General features: G+C 36.5%; 13 protein-coding genes and 1 other annotated feature. All 13 genes read right to left on the minus strand.

The annotated features are described in order from the left end of the window. Positions 1-131: 131 nt before the first annotated feature. The 13 genes from ACEPXD_RS11995 to ACEPXD_RS12055 all read right to left on the minus strand — a co-directional run bounded on the left by ACEPXD_RS11995 (position 132) and on the right by ACEPXD_RS12055 (position 18,195). On the minus strand, positions 132-2,774 hold the full coding sequence (locus tag ACEPXD_RS11995; protein WP_391116194.1) for a valine--tRNA ligase: 2,643 nt from the start codon (positions 2,772-2,774) through the stop codon (positions 132-134). Between the two features lie 46 nt (positions 2,775-2,820). Continuing rightward, positions 2,821-3,047, minus strand: a binding site (T-box leader). 236 nt (positions 3,048-3,283) lie between these two features. Then, positions 3,284-3,883, minus strand: a complete 600-nt coding sequence (locus ACEPXD_RS12000) for a hypothetical protein (RefSeq protein WP_391116196.1) — start codon at positions 3,881-3,883, stop codon at positions 3,284-3,286. Between the two features lie 88 nt (positions 3,884-3,971). After that, positions 3,972-5,264 carry a glutamate-1-semialdehyde 2,1-aminomutase gene (gene hemL / locus ACEPXD_RS12005; protein ID WP_391123205.1) on the minus strand — a complete coding sequence of 431 codons (1,293 nt, stop codon included), beginning with the start codon at positions 5,262-5,264 and terminating at the stop codon, positions 3,972-3,974. Positions 5,265-5,266: 2 nt separating this feature from the next. After that, a complete protein-coding gene (gene hemB / locus ACEPXD_RS12010; protein WP_391116198.1) occupies positions 5,267-6,250 on the minus strand; it encodes a porphobilinogen synthase in 984 nt (327 codons plus the stop codon). Beyond that, a complete protein-coding gene (locus ACEPXD_RS12015) occupies positions 6,247-7,008 on the minus strand; it encodes a uroporphyrinogen-III synthase (protein WP_391116200.1) in 762 nt (253 codons plus the stop codon). Before ACEPXD_RS12015 ends, hemB begins: the two co-directional genes overlap by 4 nt. Then, positions 7,001-7,930: a hydroxymethylbilane synthase gene (gene hemC, locus ACEPXD_RS12020; protein WP_391116203.1), complete on the minus strand. Its 930-nt coding sequence runs from the start codon at positions 7,928-7,930 to the stop codon at positions 7,001-7,003. The genes ACEPXD_RS12015 and hemC overlap by 8 nt, the downstream gene beginning before the upstream one ends. A 19-nt stretch (positions 7,931-7,949) precedes the next feature. Next, positions 7,950-8,777 carry an inner membrane protein YpjD gene (locus ACEPXD_RS12025; protein ID WP_391123208.1) on the minus strand — a complete coding sequence of 276 codons (828 nt, stop codon included), beginning with the start codon at positions 8,775-8,777 and terminating at the stop codon, positions 7,950-7,952. A 165-nt stretch (positions 8,778-8,942) separates the two neighbouring features. Continuing rightward, on the minus strand, positions 8,943-10,307 hold the full coding sequence (gene hemA / locus ACEPXD_RS12030) for a glutamyl-tRNA reductase (RefSeq protein ID WP_391116205.1): 1,365 nt from the start codon (positions 10,305-10,307) through the stop codon (positions 8,943-8,945). A gap of 949 nt (positions 10,308-11,256) precedes the next feature. Further along, positions 11,257-11,838 carry a ribosome biogenesis GTP-binding protein YihA/YsxC gene (gene yihA, locus ACEPXD_RS12035; protein ID WP_391116207.1) on the minus strand — a complete coding sequence of 194 codons (582 nt, stop codon included), beginning with the start codon at positions 11,836-11,838 and terminating at the stop codon, positions 11,257-11,259. Between the two features lie 4 nt (positions 11,839-11,842). Then, positions 11,843-14,158 (minus strand): endopeptidase La, encoded by a 2,316-nt coding sequence (gene lon, locus ACEPXD_RS12040; protein ID WP_391116209.1) that lies wholly within the window; start codon positions 14,156-14,158, stop codon positions 11,843-11,845. 193 nt (positions 14,159-14,351) lie between these two features. Next, a complete protein-coding gene (gene clpX / locus ACEPXD_RS12045) occupies positions 14,352-15,620 on the minus strand; it encodes an ATP-dependent protease ATP-binding subunit ClpX (protein WP_391116211.1) in 1,269 nt (422 codons plus the stop codon). Between the two features lie 166 nt (positions 15,621-15,786). Continuing rightward, a complete protein-coding gene (tig, locus tag ACEPXD_RS12050) occupies positions 15,787-17,067 on the minus strand; it encodes a trigger factor (protein ID WP_391116213.1) in 1,281 nt (426 codons plus the stop codon). Positions 17,068-17,190: 123 nt separating this feature from the next. Then, complete coding sequence (locus tag ACEPXD_RS12055) at positions 17,191-18,195, minus strand: hypothetical protein (RefSeq protein ID WP_391116215.1); 1,005 nt, start codon at positions 18,193-18,195, stop codon at positions 17,191-17,193. Between the last annotated feature and the right edge of the window lie 171 nt (positions 18,196-18,366).

An 18,366-nucleotide genomic window follows, 5' to 3' on the forward strand; every position in this document is an offset into this window, starting at 1 on the left:
CTGGAATTTTTTATTTGGAAATTGGTTATGTGGTAATCAAACCATTTATGTGGTGCTCAGACTACTTTATTCATTGCTTTCCCACAAAAATGAGTGAGCCGAGTTAATCATTCGGCTCACTCTTCTTATACTTACATATTTTTCAATTCTTCAATACGTTTCATCACGGTTGCATGTTTTTCTAGGTAATCTTGTTCTTTTGCACGTTCTTCCGCTACCACTGCATCTGGTGCTTTGGAAACGAATCGTTCGTTTGATAGCTTCCCTTGAACTAACTTCACTTCTTTCGCCCATTTTTCTAATTCTTTTTCTAAACGAGCTTTTTCTGCTTCGATGTCAATTAATCCTTGTAACGGCAAGAATAATTCAGCTCCTGTTACCACTGCAGACATGGATTGACCTGGTGCTTCGATTCCTTGACCGATTACTAACGGCTCTGGATTACAGAAACGTTCTAAATATTTTGCATTCTCTTCTAATACTGCTAATGTATCTGCATCTTTAGCTGAAATATATAACGGTACTTTTTTACTCATTGGCGTTTGCACTTCTGCACGAATATTACGTACCGAACGAATAATTTCCGCTAGTAATTTCATGCTCGCAGCATCTTCCTTATTGGAAAGTGCCTCATTTACAGTTGGCCATGCAGCTACTGTAATAGATTCTCCTTCATGAGGTAGGTTTTGCCAAATCTCTTCTGTAATGAAAGGCATAAATGGATGCAATAATCGCATAGTATTGTCTAAAACATATGCTAGCACAGATCGTGTCATCATCTTCGCTTCTTCATCGTCTCCGTTTAGAGGAAGTTTAGACATTTCAATATACCAATCACAGAAATCATCCCAAATGAAGTTATAAAGTGCACGGCCTACTTCGCCAAATTCATACTTTTCAGAAAGTCGTGTAACTTGTTCAATTGTTTCATTTAAACGAGTTAAAATCCATGCATCAGCAACTGACTTTTTACCGGTTAGGTTTATCTCTCCAAATTTTAAACCATCCATATTCATTAATGCAAAACGAGATGCATTCCAAATTTTATTGGCAAAGTTCCAAACTGCTTCTACCTTCTCAGTAGAAAAACGTAAGTCTTGCCCTGGAGATGAGCCAGTACTCAAGAAATAGCGAAGTGAGTCTGCACCATACTTTTCAATCACTTCCATTGGATCTGTACCATTTCCGAGTGATTTCGACATTTTTCTACCATCTTCTGCACGAACCAGTCCGTGAATCAGAACATCTTCAAATGGTCGTGTGCCTGTAAATTCGATTCCTTGGAAAATCATACGGGAAACCCAGAAAAATATAATATCATAACCGGTAACAAGTGTATTTGTTGGGTAATACTTTTTAAACTCTTCATTTTCATTATCCGGCCAGCCAAGTGTTGAAAATGGCCACAATGCCGAAGAAAACCAAGTATCTAATACGTCATTTTCTTGCTCCCAGTTTTCACTATCTACAGGAGCCTCATGCCCTACATATACTTCTCCTGTTTCCTTATGGTACCAAGCAGGAATTCGGTGACCCCACCATAATTGGCGAGAAATACACCAGTCATGTACATTTTCCATCCATTGTAAGTAGGTTTTTTCAAAGCGGTCCGGTACAAAGTTAACTTTTCCTTCTGCTTGTTGTAGCTGAATAGCCTCATTAGCAAGTGGCTGCATTTTAACAAACCATTGTGTAGAAAGATAAGGTTCTACAACTGCTCCACTACGTTCTGAGTGTCCAACAGAGTGAAAATGTTCTTCAATTTTGAATAAAACACCAGCGTCCTGTAAATCTTGAACAATTTGTTTACGACAAGCAAAACGATCCATTCCATCATAGTTTGTAGCGTTTTTATTCATCGTACCGTCTTCATTCATTACTAAAATGCGTTCTAAATTATGACGGTTACCAATTTCAAAGTCATTTGGGTCATGTGCAGGTGTAATTTTTACTGCTCCACTACCAAATTCCATATCTACATAATCATCCGCAATAATTGGAATTTCGCGATTTGTGATAGGTAAAATAACCGTTTTTCCGATAAGATGTTTATAGCGATCGTCTTCTGGATGAACCGCAACAGCCGTATCACCTAACATAGTTTCTGGTCGAGTGGTTGCGATTTCAATTGAACCAGTACCATCTGCTAGTGGGTAACGCATATGATAGAATGCACCCTGTATATCTTTGTGAATGACTTCAATATCAGAAAGTGCAGTTTTCGTTGCTGGATCCCAGTTAATAATATATTCACCACGATAGATTAAACCTTTGTTATATAGCTTAACAAATACCTCTTTTACAGCATTTGAAAGCCCTTCGTCTAATGTAAAGCGTTCACGTGAATAGTCTAATCCTAGACCTAATTTTGACCACTGTGCACGAATATGACCAGCATATTCTTCTTTCCATTTCCAAGTTTCTTCGACAAATTTTTCACGTCCTAAATCATAACGTGTAATATTTTCAGAGCGTAGCTTTTCTTCTACTTTTGCTTGCGTTGCAATACCGGCATGATCCATCCCAGGTAACCAAAGTGCATCATATCCTTGCATACGTTTCATACGTATTAGAATATCTTGTAATGTAGTATCCCAAGCGTGACCTAAGTGTAATTTCCCCGTTACGTTTGGTGGTGGAATTACGATGGTATAAGGTTCTTTCTCACTTTCTGGATGCGCTTCAAAGAATTTTCCTTTTAGCCACCACTCATAACGGCCTTTTTCAATCGACTGTGGATCGTACTTCGTTGGCATCGTTGTCTCGTTTGTCATTTGCTGTTCCTCCTAAAAAAGAATATAAAAAAAACTCCTGTCGTCACTAAAGGACGAAGGAGTTTGTTCGCGGTACCACCTTTATTCGCAGATGCAAAAAAATGCATCACGCTCTCAATTAGATAACGGCTTCAAACCGGCATTTGCTACTATTTGTTCACAAAAGCTGCTCATGGGCTACCTTCAAATGGTGATTATCAGAAACATTTCAGCAAGTTGTTTCCTTTCTTTCGATAACCAATTCATTTTACTCTTCCCATTCATTGCATCTTTATTTAGTTGTTCATATTGTACCTAATTTAAGGTTATTTCGTCAAGTCAAGTGTTAAGTCAAATTCGTGAAAGGAGAGAGTGCGATGAGAAGAGGATATAACCCTCTTTTACTACCCGTATGGTTAAGGATAACTCGTTTTTACTGCAAAGGAATCATTATTCCTATTTGTGGATTCCAAACAATACGTGTATTAATCATACCGACAAGTTGGGATTTTCTTATACTTGCCTTTTTGTTATTGCTCTGCTTTTTGTTTTACAGGGATATAATTTGATGGAAATGTAAGCTTTGACATGCCATCATCTAAATTTAAAATAAATTGAAGCTCTGATTCTACTAAGATGGAACTTTCAACTTGTTCTACCTCTTTTGAAACTTTTGGATGTACATTTTGTTCTGGTTTTTGAACTGAATCCGATTTATTTTCTTTTGGTGCTTCGTATTCACAACGAACTAACCAAGCAATTTCAATGGATGCATGTTCTGTTGTATTGGAATTGACATGTTTAACGTTCAAGGTTGGAGAACAGCCGGGTTGCACTTTATCTTTTGCTATTTCCACACTCATTGGAACAGCATATTCAAAATAACCTACTTCTCCCTGCACATCTAAATCTTCAATTTGTGTAAACTCACTCGTTGCATGATGTGCATGTTCTCCCTCTTCGAATTCAACGTGACATGTAATATGATAGATCCCTACTATTTCAATCGATTCTTCTGTTACCTTATGTTCGAATTGTGGTGTAACTTCCACCTTTTTCACTTCTTTTGGTATTCCAAAACTTTTTGGAAAAAGAAACTGCTCTTTTTCGTCCCATACTTTCACTTCCATTAGTCATCCTCCTTCATATAGGACAACTTATGATTAAACTTCTTAAAATATGAAAAGCCTCGCAAATAATTGCGAGGCTTTATCTTCTTTATTTTCTTGAAAGTTTTTCAAATACAATATGAAAAGCTTGTACCGTTTTTTCAATATGCGCTTCGGTATGAGCACTTGATAAGAACAGCCCTTCAAATTGGGAAGGTGGTAAGTATATACCTTCTTCGGCCATTAAACGGAAATATTTGGCGAATAACTCCAAATCAGATGTTTTGGCAGTTTCAAAATTAATAACATCAACATTCGTAAGGAAGAATCCAATCATAGATCCAGCTCGATTTACCGTGTGCGGAATATTATACTTCGTAGCTGCTTCACGGAATCCTTTTTCGAGTAAATCCCCAAGTTTAATGAAATGCTCATATGAATCTTCGTGTAAACGAGTTAATGTTTCATATCCCGCTGTCATTGCAAGTGGATTTCCAGAAAGCGTTCCAGCTTGATAGACAGGACCACTTGGAGCAATCATTTCCATGATTTCACGTTTACCACCGAAAGCGCCTACCGGAAGACCACCGCCAATTACTTTCCCTAGACATGTTAAGTCTGGTGAAATGCCAAAGTAACCTTGCGCACAATTGTAACCAACACGGAATCCTGTCATAACTTCATCAAAAATTAAAACAGTTCCATACTGTTCCGTTAATTCACGAAGACCTTCTAAAAATCCTTCTACCGGTGGAACGACACCCATATTCCCTGCAACTGGTTCAACAATGACAACTGCTAAATCATCTCCAAAGTTTTCGAATACGTGACGTACACTTTCTAAATCATTATAAGGCACCGCAATCGTATTTTTTGCGATGGATTCTGGAACTCCAGGACTGTCTGGTAAACCTAATGTAGCAACACCAGAACCAGCTTTAATCAGCAAGCTATCTCCATGGCCATGATAACTACCTTCAAATTTCAATATTTTATTTTTCCCTGTATAACCACGCGCTAAGCGAAGTGCACTCATTGTTGCTTCCGTTCCAGAAGAAACCATACGCACCATTTCAATAGATGGAACACGTTCCATCACGAGTTTTGCAAGTTTGTTCTCAATCAATGTAGAAGCACCAAAACTTGTACCCGTTTCTGCGACTTGTTGAATTGCTTTCACGACATTCGGCTCTGTATGACCTAAAATAAGAGGTCCCCAAGATAGAACATAATCGATATACTCATTGCCATCGATATCTGTAAGAATAGCTCCTTTTCCACTTTCCATGAAAATCGGATCCATATCCACAGATTTAAATGCACGAACAGGACTGTTTACCCCGCCTGGCATTAATTCTTTCGCTTCTGTAAACGCTTGCTTTGATAATTCGTATGATTTAATCATTATTTCTCCTCCAACCATCGTGCAACATCTTTTGCATGATACGTCAAAATGATATCTGCTCCCGCTCGTTTCATCCCTGTTAAAGATTCTAGAACGATTTCTTTTTCATTAATCCATCCGTTTGCTGCAGCAGCTTTGACCATTGCATATTCACCACTTACATTATAAGCTACTATTGGTGTATCAAAGTTATTTTTCACATCACGAATGATATCTAAGTATGCTAGGGCTGGTTTCACGATTAAGAAATCTGCTCCTTCCTCCACATCGGATGAAGCTTCACGAATTGCTTCCACTCGGTTAGCGTAATCCATTTGATATGTTTTACGATCCCCAAATTTAGGTGCTCCGTCTGCAGCATCACGGAATGGACCGTAATAAGCCGAAGCATATTTCACAGCATACGACATAATCGGCACATCTGCGAAACCTGCTTCATCTAAACCATGACGAATTGCAGCCACAAATCCATCCATCATATTGGAAGGTGCAATAATATCTGCTCCTGCTTGTGCTTGACTAACAGCTGTTTTCACTAATAAATCAAGGGATGGATCATTTAATATTTGTTCACTGGCATCTACTACTCCACAATGTCCATGATCTGTGTATTCACATAAACAAGTATCCGCGATGACAACTAACCCAGGATGGCGTTTTTTTATGAACCTTGTTGCTTCTTGAACGATTCCATGGTCATGGAAAGCTTGCGTTCCAACTGCATCCTTTTCTAACGGAAGACCAAATAGAATAACAGATGGAATACCTAAGCCAACTACTTCATCTACTTCTTCCCCTAAACGATCTAAAGAAAATTGAAAAACACCTGGCATGGAAGCCACTTCATTTTTAATATTTTTTCCTTCTGCAACAAAGATTGGGTAGATTAGATCTTCTTTATGTAAATATGTTTCTTTTACCATTGCTCGTATACCCGCTGTTTTTCTTAATCGACGATGACGTTGAAATAATAATTCTGTCATAATCCTCTTCCTTTCCACTCCGCTAATGCATGGATTATTTCTGTTAATATATAAGTTTTAGGCATTACATGTACTGCAACACCTAATGATTCTAAGTATTCTTTTGTAATATGACCGATTGCACAAATTGTGAATGCTTCGTACCCAGTTCTATCCCCAATTTGTTGATGAAAAACATTTACTGTAGATGGACTTGTAAAGATAATGGAGCAATTTTCTTCGCTTTCTATTAATTCAATCACTTGTCCTATATTCTCTTCCACTTCTACTGTTTCATAAATGATCCATTCATCTACATGATTGACTAAACCTTTTGTAATCGTATCTTTGGCTAAACTTCCTTTAAAAAACATACATGTTTCATTCGAAGAAGAAATGGCAGGAAATTCTTGCACAAATACATCTGCACTAAAAATAGATGGCGTAAAAGTTACGTTTAACCCTATTTTCTGGACAGCATTTGCCGTTTTCGAACCAACCACTGCAATTTTCGCTTGAAACATGAAAGGTTCTAGACCATACTTTATCATTTTCGAATGAAAAGCATCTACACTGCTTTGGCTTGTGAAGATTAACCAGTCATAAGCTTTGCATTCAAACAATTGCTCCTCATCCGTTTTAGAAACAATTTCTTGTGTTTCAATGAGCGGCGCAACGATAGGATTTCCTCCAAAATGAAGGGTAAGATCCACGGCTTCCGAAGATCTTAAAATTCCTGTAAATATAACGTTCTCACCTAATAAAGGCTTGTTAAACATTTAAATCTGCCTTCACTTTTTGAATTAGGTCATATGCTCCTTGCTCTGTTACTAAACGCGCCACTTCTTTACCAGCCGTTTCTGCGTCTTTACTCGTCACTACTTCTTTAAACACAACAGATGCGTCAGGTGCTGCAACCAAACCAGTCATGGTAATTTCATCGCCATTAATCACTGCATGTCCTGCAATCGGTACCTGGCATCCGCCGTCCATCGCAGCTAAAAATGCACGCTCTGCATGAATAGCATTCCACGTATCTTCATCTGATAGTTTTCTAAGCTCCGCAAGTAATTCTGCATCTTCTTCACGACATTCAATTGCAAGCGCACCTTGTCCTACTGCTGGAACACAATCTTCAATGGATAGATACTCCGTCACTACTTCATCACTCCAACCAAGGCGTTTTAGACCTGCTGCTGCTAGAATAATGGCATCATACTCACCGTCTTGAAGCTTTTGGAGTCTCGTATCTACATTTCCTCTTATCCATTTAATCTCGATATCTGGACGTAATAATAAGAGCTGTGCACTTCGTCTCAAGCTACTTGTCCCAATAATCGCACCTTTTGGGAGATCAGCAAATTTTACATGTCCTTTTGAGATAAAAGCATCACGTTCATCCACACGTTTAGGTGTACAACCCATTACAAGGCCTAGAGGTAATACGGAAGGCATATCTTTCATACTATGTACAGCAAAATCAATTTCATTGTCATAAAGTGCTTGTTCAATTTCTTTTACAAAAAGACCTTTGCCTCCAACTTTCGATAAGGTCACATCTAAAATTTGATCGCCTTTTGTTATGATTTCTTTTACTTCGAATTCAAAAGGTGCACCAATATCTTTCATTTGCTGAATAAACCAATTTGTTTGTGTTAAAGCTAATTTACTTCTTCTAGAACCAACAATAATTTTACGCATTATTTCTCTACCTTTCTTATTACCAAAGATGAAATTGGGATAATGGACTAATCAATAAAAAATTAATCAATACAAATAAAAATGCATATATGTGAATCCATGCATAATTCGTTCCTTTAAATCTTGCTTGTTTTCTTAAAAGAAGAACTACAATATAAATAATTAATAATACTAAGGAACTAACGATTTTAAAATCAAAAATAGAAAAAACACTTAATGATACATATGCCCATTGTAACCCAAGGACCAAACTTACAAACAATAGTGGAATCCCCACTAATATTGCTAAGGTCATTCCAGTTTCTGCTTGTGTCAAGGAAGGTAATCGAGAAAATTGTTTAGACCATTTTTTCTTTTTGAGCACTCGATACAAAATTAAATATAACGATGAAAAAACAAACGAAAGAGAAAATGCTGCATACGCTAACATCGCAAATATAATATGAATAACTAATAATTCAGATCGTAGGCCATCTCCAACTGCTGTTTGTTCTAATTGATTTGGCGCAAATGTATGTATGGTCATAAAAATAAATCCAATAATATTTAAAAAGAACGCTGGCAAATCAAGTCGGAAAAATAATTGCAATATAATGGAAAGTGTAATAATTAGCCATGCATAAAAATAAATTCCTTCAAATAGCGATAAAATTGGAAATCTTTTTGTTTCTATAATATACATAACTAAAAAAATCGTTTGCAACACCGACACAGTGGAAAGCAACCAAACTGCTATACGATGTGCACTACGTTCTTTATTTAGATAATCAACAAAATAAAAAACAAGGCTAACGGATTGTAGAATGACCATTATCTCGTGTAGCCTTGTCATCGCAAGATCAGTCATAATAAGCTCCTTTATATTATTAAAATCCGAAGCTCCCATATCTTCCCACTTCAGGGAAAAGCACTGAGCAGTAAATAGTAAGATAATACTTTTTAATATGTAAAAAGACGTTTTCTATATCCATTATGACACATACAGATACAAAAACGCCTCCTTTTTACTTCACTAATAGGATAATTCTTCTTTCAATTTTTGGGATGCCAATAAAGTTTGTTTTAAATTAACTTTTTCTCTTTCGGCTTGTATCAAAATCTCTTTTTGTACATCTTCTTCTATCCCAAAAATTTGTTGAAACAATTGAAGTTGTTGCACTGACTCTTTGGCCGTCGATAATTCTTTTACTTGTAGAATTGGTTCTTTTAACAGTTGATTAATAATAGATTTTGTATGTTTATTTAAAACTTTACGTTCTCGATCGGTTAAGTTTGGCATTTTATTATCAATAGAAGCCATTGTCTCTTCTTGAATACGATTTGCTTTTTGTCTAAGCGCAGAAATTATTGGCACAACTCCTAATGTTGTTACCCAATCATTAAATTGCTTTATCTCGGTTTGTATCAATGTCTTAATTTCAGCAGCTGCTCGTTCCCGTTCTGCTAAATTCGCGTCTACAATCCCTTGTAAATCATCAATATCGTATAGAAATACATTCGCTAAATCCCCGATACGAGGATCTAAATCTCTAGGTACTGCTATATCTATCATAAATAAAGATTTGCCTTTACGAAGACGTTCAACAAACTGCATTAATTCATAGTCAATAACGTACTCTGTTGCACCTGTTGAACTTATTAATATATCCGCCTCTAACAACGCACATTGGAGCTCGTCCATCGGTTTTGCAGTACCATCAAATTTAGATGCTAATACTTCCGCTTTCTCAAATGTCCGGTTAATAACCGTTACTTTGCCCGCTCCACTACCATGAAGATTTTGAATAGCAAGCTCTCCCATTTTTCCAGCACCGATAATAACAATATGTTTATTGTTCAATGAACCAAAGATTTTCTTTCCAAGTTCTACTGCTGCATAAGATACAGATACTGCATTTTCGCCAATAGAAGTTTCTGCATGAGCACGTTTAGCAAATGTTACAGCTTGTTTAAATAACTGATTGAAAATAGTTCCGGTCGTCCCGTATTCTTGTCCATCTAAAAAGCTTTTCTTCACTTGTCCTAATATTTGTGTTTCGCCAAGAACCATCGAATCAATACCAGCTATAACTTGGAATAAGTGATTATTTGCTTGATCATCCTCATGAATAAATAAATAACGAGATATGTCTTCTAAAGGGACATCAAACCAGTTAGCTAAAAATTGCTTCACATAGTATTTTCCTGTATGCAATTGGTCTACGGTCGCATAAATTTCCGTGCGATTACAAGTAGAGACAATGACATTTTCTAATATGCTTTTTTGATCCTGCAATGCTTGCATGGCATTCGGAAGCTCTGTTTCAACAAAAGAAAGCTTTTCTCGAATTTCCACGGGAGCAGTGCGGTAATTGACACCTACCACGATTGTATGCATGGGATCATGTCACCCTTTCACGTTCATTTCATTAATCCAATTATACCATAGCGTTTTCACATGATTTGAAACAATTGTGAACAAGCTATGAAATTAACGTCCCTAGATTAGAATGATTACAAAATAATTTTATCAAACTTGCTGTATCATTTCAAGGGATCTGTCTACATTTACAAAAGGCGCATTATTCTAAATAGTGCGTACTAATCAGATGCCGCTTGGATTTCCGCTGCAGGGCGGACGCTTTCCGCGGGGTGAGCGATGAGCCATTACCGCCGCATTTGCGTCGTTTGTAATGGCTCATCTGTCTCCCTGATACCGCTGGAGTCGCCACCTGCCGCTCCAATCCAATGAAGTTTGCTAGCTAATCAGCGCGATTACCCTACCATATTATGGCAGATGTTCAACGTTGTAATAGTGCACCATTAATAGGCGCATCTCATGCCAAGTAATGGCTTTACTAAGAGATGTTTGTCGCGCTCGGAATAGGTTTTATCACTTTCAATGGGTAGTATGTCGCGTTCAAAACCTGTTATGTTTCATTCATCCATTTATTGGATTTTTTTAGAAAATGAGGATACTTATTGCCGGAGCGCGTCGGGCCGCATGAGCCGAAGGATGAGACCCACTCGGGCGCAGCACGAGTTGGCTCATGCAAGGTGCGGCAAGCGCGGAGGCATACTGCGCACTATTTCTATAATATAATTTGTTAGTTAACTCAGTTAATTCACATATGTTATCGGGAATAATTAGCTAATCAACAGAAGTGTATTAAAGACTCACTATTAGAAAGCACTTCTAGTCGTTTTGAATACTGTATTCCTTGTATACAAATTTCATATTACTTTTTTATATTTCAAAAAAAACTGATCATTTATAGGCTATTATTCCCTAAATGATCAGTTATAATCTTTTTTTATTTATGATAACCATTTTCAGCAATCTAAAATTACATTCTACGCTCAATTTCTGCCCATGCTGCGTCAAATCCAAGTCCTGTTTCAGATGAGAAAACAATTAAAGGATCATTCTTATCCATTTGCAGTTCATCTTTCACCATTTTCTTGTGTTTATCCCATTTACCTTTTGGGATTTTATCTGCTTTGGTAGAAATAACAATACACGGGATATTATAATGCTTCAAAAAGTCATACATCATGCAATCATCTGCACTAGGTGGATGTCTTAAATCGACAATCAATAAAACTGCCTTTAAAATAGCCCGAGATGTGAAATACGTTTCAATCATTTTCCCCCATGCAGCGCGTTCGGTTTTAGAAACTTTCGCATATCCATAACCAGGTACATCTACAAAGAGCAAATCTTCTTCTAGTTTATAAAAATTTAATGTTTGTGTTTTCCCAGGCTTTGACGAAATACGGGCCATGCTTTTTCGACCAATCATTTTATTAATGAAAGATGACTTTCCAACATTCGATCTTCCTGCTAGGGCAAATTCCGGTAAATCTCCCTCTGGATATTGAGCTGGCCTTACAGCACTTATTAATAGTTCTACATTATTTACTTTCATGCTTTCACTCCTCTAATGCTATTTGAAGTACCTCTTCAGCATTGGAAACAAGCTTAAAAGTTAAGACCTCTCTAACACTTTCTGGTATATCTTCAATATCGCGCTCATTGTCTTTCGGACAAATAATTGTAGTGAGACCTGCGCGATGTGCACTTAATGTTTTTTCTTTCAAACCACCGATTGGTAATACTCGACCTCTTAGTGTAACTTCTCCTGTCATTCCCACTTCTCTTCGAATTGGACGTTTAGTTAAAGCGGAAACTAATGCTGTGACAATCGTAATTCCAGCAGAAGGTCCATCTTTTGGAACTGCTCCTTCTGGAACATGTATATGAATATCAAATTTTTCGTGGAAATTAGGGTCAATTCCGATCTTTTCAGCTTTCGAACGGACAAATGATAAAGCCGTTTGTGCTGATTCTTTCATCACATCTCCAAGTTTACCAGTTAACTGAAGCTTGCCATTACCAGGAGATAAAGAAACTTCAATTTGAAGCGTGTCCCCTCCCACTGTTGTATACGCAAGCCCAGTAGCCACCCCAATTTGATTTTCCACTTCTGCTTGTCCATAACGGAACTTTTTCTTCCCAATTGTTTCTTCTATGTTTTTCGATGTGATGGTTACACGTTTTTTCGTACCAGAAACGATCTGAAGTGCAGCTTTTCTACACATATTTGCAAGAACTCGTTCTAAACTTCTTACTCCTGCCTCACGTGTGTAATAGCGTATTACGTCTACAATCGCTTCATCCTTCACTTGAAGTTGTGTTTTAGTTAAACCATGTTCTTTCACTTGCTTTGGTAATAAATGATTTTTTGCAATGGAAAGCTTTTCTATCTCCGTGTAACCTGCGATAGAGATTATTTCCATTCGATCACGTAGTGGACCTGGAATTGTACTTAAATCATTCGCTGTTGCGATAAATAAAACATTTGATAGATCATATGTTTCTTCGATATAATGATCGCTAAATGTATTATTTTGCTCTGGATCTAACACCTCTAACATAGCTGCAGAAGGATCTCCTCTAAAATCATTTGACATTTTATCAATTTCATCTAGTAAAAATAACGGATTTATCGTTCCTGCTTTTTTCATTCCTTGGATAATACGTCCCGGCATTGCCCCCACATATGTTCTGCGATGCCCACGAATTTCTGATTCATCGCGAACTCCTCCTAGCGAAATCCGAACAAAATTACGGCCCAATGATTCTGCAATCGATTTTGCTAAAGAGGTTTTACCTACTCCGGGGGGTCCTGCTAGACACAGAATTGGACCACGAAGCGATTTAGTCAATTGACGAACAGCTAAATATTCCAAAACTCTTTCTTTCACTGACTCCAAACCTTCATGATCACGATTTAATATTTGTTCTGATTTTTTAATATCAAGCGTGTCTTCTGTTGATTTGGACCATGGAATTGAAACAATCCACTCAATATAGTTTCGAATGACGCCACTTTCTGGCGCTTGAGTTGGAAGTTTTTCATAACGATCCAATTCTTTTAACACATTATTTTTCGTCGTTTCAGGTAAACCTGCATGCTCAATTCTTTTTTTCAAATCTGCAACTTCACCGGTTTTACCTTCTTTATCACCAAGCTCTGTTTGAATAGCTTTCATTTGTTCTCGAAGATAAAATTCTTTTTGTGTTCTTTCCATTGCATTTTTAACACGATTGCTAATTTTTTTTTCTAAATTTTGAATCTCTTGTTCATTGTACAAACGGCCTATTAATGTTTCTAAACGCTCTTTTATATCCATAATTTCTAAAATTTCTTGTTTACCTGACACTTTTAATGGTAAATGCGAAGCAACCATATCCGCAAGTCTTCCAGGTTCTGCAATATCTACAACCGACTTATAAGTCTCTTCTGATACGCTCTTCGATGCCTTTGAATACTTTTCAAAATTATGTATTAAAGTTCGCATTAGCGCTTCGTCTTCTTGGTCTACTTTCACTGGCTCAATATAGGCAGAGACCGAAACTTCATCGTACATTTCTCTTTTTTTGAATTCATCCCAAATGGCTCTTTGCAAACCTTCCACTAGTACTCGAAATGTTCCATTTGGTAACTTCACCATTTGTTTGACATATGCTAAAATTCCAACATCGTATAAATCTTCCACAGTTGGTTGTACTATATTCATATCTCTTTGGGCAACAAGAAACACTTTTTCTTCTCGTGACATTGCTTCATTTAAAGCTGCAACAGAGCGTTCTCTGCCGACGTCAATATGAAGAACCATTGTCGGATAGACCAGCAGGCCTCGTAGTGGTAATACAGGATAATACGTCTTATTTTTTTCTGTCATTTTGGAAAGTCACCTCCGTCTAATTCTGTCCGATTTATTCACTAATTAAACAGTAAACCTATCCTATCTAGTACTGTCTAGTCTAAGCGACTTCTCTCGCTTTTCTATGAATATAAATAAGGAGAAAAAGCTGACATCCTTGATTGCACTTAGCAAGCGCATAATTGGAAGCCAGCTTATTTCAATGGCTTATTTAAGCCGATGTTTTTTCGTTATCTTTTCCTACTTCAGTTCCATCTGCTAACAAAAGCTTTGGAGTTGCTTGTTCCGTGATTGTTTCTTTTGTAACAACACACTCAGCAATGTCGTCTCTTGATGGCAACTCAAACATAACATCAAGCATAATATTTTCAATAATCGAACGAAGTCCACGAGCACCTGTTTTACGCTCAATTGCTTGTTTCGCTATCTCTACTAATGCTTCCTCTTCAAATGTTAGTTTCACATTATCGAGCTCAATCATTTTTTGATATTGTTTTGCAAGTGCATTCTTAGGTTCCGTTAAAATTTGCACAAGCGCTGGAACGTCTAATTGTTCTAAGCTTGCTAATACTGGTAAACGCCCAATAAATTCTGGTATTAAACCGAATTTCAACAAATCTTCTGGTATAAGTTGACCAAGTACGGAACTTGCTTCTACTTCTACTTTATTGGGATTTGCTCCAAATCCAATTACTTTTTCACCTAAACGACGTTTAATAATTTGGTCTATTCCATCAAATGCTCCTCCAACGATGAATAAAATATTCGTTGTATCGATTTGAATGAATTCTTGATGTGGGTGCTTACGACCTCCTTGAGGTGGAACGCTAGCCACTGTACCTTCTAAAATTTTAAGAAGTGCTTGTTGAACACCTTCACCTGAAACATCTCGTGTAATCGAAGGATTTTCAGACTTACGTGCTACTTTATCTATTTCATCGATATAAATAATCCCTTTTTCTGCTCGTTCAATATCATAGTCCGCTGACTGAATCAGCTTTAAAAGAATATTTTCTACATCTTCTCCCACGTAACCCGCTTCAGTTAATGATGTAGCATCTGCAATTGCAAATGGAACATTCAGAATACGCGCAAGCGTTTGGGCAAGTAATGTTTTACCACTACCAGTTGGACCTATTAACACAATGTTCGATTTAGATAATTCTACTTCATCAATTACGCTATTTGAATTAATTCGTTTGTAATGGTTATAAACAGCTACTGCAAGTGATTTTTTTGCTCGCTCTTGTCCGATTACATATTCATCTAGTATGGATAATATTTCTTTTGGTTTTGGAACTTCTTTAAATTCTATTTCTTCCTCTACACCAAGTTCTTCTTCTACAATTTCAGAACACAAATCGATACATTCATCACAAATATATACGCCTGGTCCTGCAACTAGCTTACGAACTTGTTCTTGTGGTTTACCACAGAAAGAACATTTTAAGTTCCCTTTTTCATCATTAAATTTGAACAAAATATTCACCCCTATTCAAGCAATTATCTTACAAGATTCTTTAGAAGGAATCAAATAATAAGTTTAAGTATGTCTGTTAATGTCGGAAAATCTATGTATAGTTAAAACAAGGCACAGACAATTTTACTGTACCTTGTTCTATTTATTATAACGCTTTTTACTTAAATTATGAAATTTTTGCGTTTTCTACTAAGAAATCAACTGTTTTTTGGAAACGTAGATCGTTTTCAAGTACAGCAGTACCGCCAAGTGCTTTTTTAATATCTTCAGCAGGCATATTAAATTGTGCACTCATTTTTTCAAGTTCTGCATTTATATCTTCTTCTGTTGCTTGAATTTCTTCTTTTTCACCAATTGCTTCAAGAGTTAATGAAACTTTCACGCGTTTTTTAGCATCTTCTGCCATTTGTTCACGCAGTGCATCTTCACTTTGACCAGAGAATTGATAGTAAAGATCTAAGTTCATTCCTTGTTGTTCCAAACGTTGACCAAACTCTTGTAGAATACGGTCCGTTTCAGTCTCGATCATTACTTCTGGAATATCGACTGTTGCATTTTCAGCAGCTGCTTCTACTAGATCATCACGAAGCGTTTGTTCAGCCAATTGTTTTTTCTCTTCAGCAGTTACTTCTTTAAGTTTAGCACGCAATCCGTCGATTCCCTCAACTTCTGCATCCACTTCTTTCGCAAATTCATCATTTAACTCAGGAAGTTCTTTTCCTTTTACTTCTTTTACTGTAACTTTGAATACTGCTTCTTTACCAGCTAATTCGGCAGCGTGATATTCTTCTGGGAATGTTACAGTTACGTCTTTCTCTTCGCCAGTTTTTGAACCAATTAGTTGTTCTTCAAATCCTGGGATGAAAGTGTTAGAACCGATTTCTAATGAGTAATCTGTCCCAGTTCCACCTTCAAATGCTTCATCTCCAACAAATCCTTCAAAGTCGATTACAGCAGTATCTCCTTCAATGATTGCATCTTCTTTTACTGCTAGTTCAGCTAAACGAACTTGTTGGCTTTGAAGTTGCTCTTCAATTTCTGCATCTGTTACTTCTGTTTCTAATTTAGTTACTTCTAAACCTTTGTAATCTCCAAGAGTAACTTCTGGTTTTACAACAACTTTCGCAGTAAATACTAGCGGTTGTCCTTTTTCCATTGTTACTATATCGATTTCAGGACGATCGATTGGATCAATTCCAACTTCGTCAACAGCATTTCCATAAGCTTCTGGAAGAATGAAGTCTAAAGCATCTTGGAATAAAGATTCTACGCCATACATTTTTTCAAACATTGGACGTGGCATTTTCCCTTTACGGAAACCTGGTACATTGATTTGTTTTACTACTTTTTTGAATGCTTGGTCTATACCTTTAGTTACTACCTCTGTAGAAACTTCCACTGTTAACAGACCATTATTACCTTCTTGTTTTTCCCATTTTACTGACATATATTCTACCTCCAAAAATAAATTACATAATTTAGCAGCCTGTAATAATAAGTAACAGGACAGGTTTTCACTAATTATATTGACAACTTGTATATTATAGCATAGTTGAATAGACTTTCAACATTAATCATTATCTATTATTGCGGTAGAGTCGTCCACTAATTTGATGAGTTCATACAATTCATTTGGTTGCCCATTCTCCAGCCCTAATAATGTATCTACAAAATTTATATACCCTTCTGCCACCGTTTCATCACTATAGCCTACCCAATCAAATGGGAATAATGCATACGCATGACTATGAACTAGTCCAACAGTCATTTCAATTTTAGAAGGAGTTTTTTCTAAAAATTTATGAACATATAAATTTATATTTTCTATTCGATCCACTGCATTTGGAGCCGGGGGCGTAACAGGGTTAATTTTTTCCTTAAAACCAAACTTTTCAATCATTACTTCGGTTGTTTCACCAATTGCTCCTAGCACTAATAAAGCAAGTGACTGAACTGCAGGATAGACTTTTTTACTTTCTGCAATTTTAATGATGTCTGGTATAGCTTTTGTAACATCTTGAAAAAAGGAATTTTGCAATAACTGTTCCTGCTCTTCTAAATGTAGCTTAGTAAATACATCTATTCTGAACTTTTCTAAATCAATATTTGGAGAAACAGAATTATCCATATGTAGTTTATTTACTTGTTCCATTGCAAGTTTTCCGCTTAATTCTTTTAACTGAATAAAGTTTTTCTTTCGCTCCTTCGAAAAACTTTTATCCACAAGCAGTTTATTTAACACGACATCTACTTCACTATAGTCTTTCAAATCAAGTAAAATAGTCAAATATAATTCAACAATTTGTTCGAACATAGGAGATTTTTTCTTCATTAAATTCTCACAAATTTCTTTGGCTTCTTGTTGACGTTTTGTTTCTAACAAAGTAAGTATGTAAACACTCAAAATCGTATCATCCAGTTCCACATACCTTTTTGCTTCATCAAAGCATCCCGCTGCTTTCACATAATTATTTTCTTCTGCAAAGGCTATACCATCATTTATTAGTTTATTAACCATGCCTGGAAAGAAAATAACATTTTCATTGTTTTTTAGACCATAATTTTTTTCCTTCATTTTACTCGCCTACCTTTACCATAGATATATACATATGTATATACTATATCATTTTGTTCTTTTTTCCTATGCTTCTAAAAAAAAAATGTAAATACCCTCCTATCTTTGAGAAAAGGAGGGTTAAAACTTAAATGTTGGATTTATAATTAGTTTTCCAAATCTCTTTGAAGC

The sequence above is a fragment of the Psychrobacillus sp. L3 genome (assembly GCF_042945595.1).
In the GTDB taxonomy this organism is placed as follows: Bacteria; Bacillota; Bacilli; order Bacillales_A; family Planococcaceae; genus Psychrobacillus.

What these genes read in the sequence shown, in the direction of transcription:
- ACEPXD_RS11995 (WP_391116194.1), bottom strand. Translation starts at nt 2,774, where the DNA reads ATGACAAACGAGACAACGATGCCAACGAAGTACGATCCACAGTCGATT.
- ACEPXD_RS12000 (WP_391116196.1), bottom strand. Translation starts at nt 3,883, where the DNA reads ATGGAAGTGAAAGTATGGGACGAAAAAGAGCAGTTTCTTTTTCCAAAA.
- hemB (WP_391116198.1), bottom strand. Translation starts at nt 6,250, where the DNA reads ATGACAGAATTATTATTTCAACGTCATCGTCGATTAAGAAAAACAGCG.
- ACEPXD_RS12015 (WP_391116200.1), bottom strand. Translation starts at nt 7,008, where the DNA reads ATGTTTAACAAGCCTTTATTAGGTGAGAACGTTATATTTACAGGAATT.
- hemC (WP_391116203.1), bottom strand. Translation starts at nt 7,930, where the DNA reads ATGCGTAAAATTATTGTTGGTTCTAGAAGAAGTAAATTAGCTTTAACA.
- ACEPXD_RS12025 (WP_391123208.1), bottom strand. Translation starts at nt 8,777, where the DNA reads ATGACTGATCTTGCGATGACAAGGCTACACGAGATAATGGTCATTCTA.
- hemA (WP_391116205.1), bottom strand. Translation starts at nt 10,307, where the DNA reads ATGCATACAATCGTGGTAGGTGTCAATTACCGCACTGCTCCCGTGGAA.
- yihA (WP_391116207.1), bottom strand. Translation starts at nt 11,838, where the DNA reads ATGAAAGTAAATAATGTAGAACTATTAATAAGTGCTGTAAGGCCAGCT.
- lon (WP_391116209.1), bottom strand. Translation starts at nt 14,158, where the DNA reads ATGACAGAAAAAAATAAGACGTATTATCCTGTATTACCACTACGAGGC.
- tig (WP_391116213.1), bottom strand. Translation starts at nt 17,067, where the DNA reads ATGTCAGTAAAATGGGAAAAACAAGAAGGTAATAATGGTCTGTTAACA.
- ACEPXD_RS12055 (WP_391116215.1), bottom strand. Translation starts at nt 18,195, where the DNA reads ATGAAGGAAAAAAATTATGGTCTAAAAAACAATGAAAATGTTATTTTC.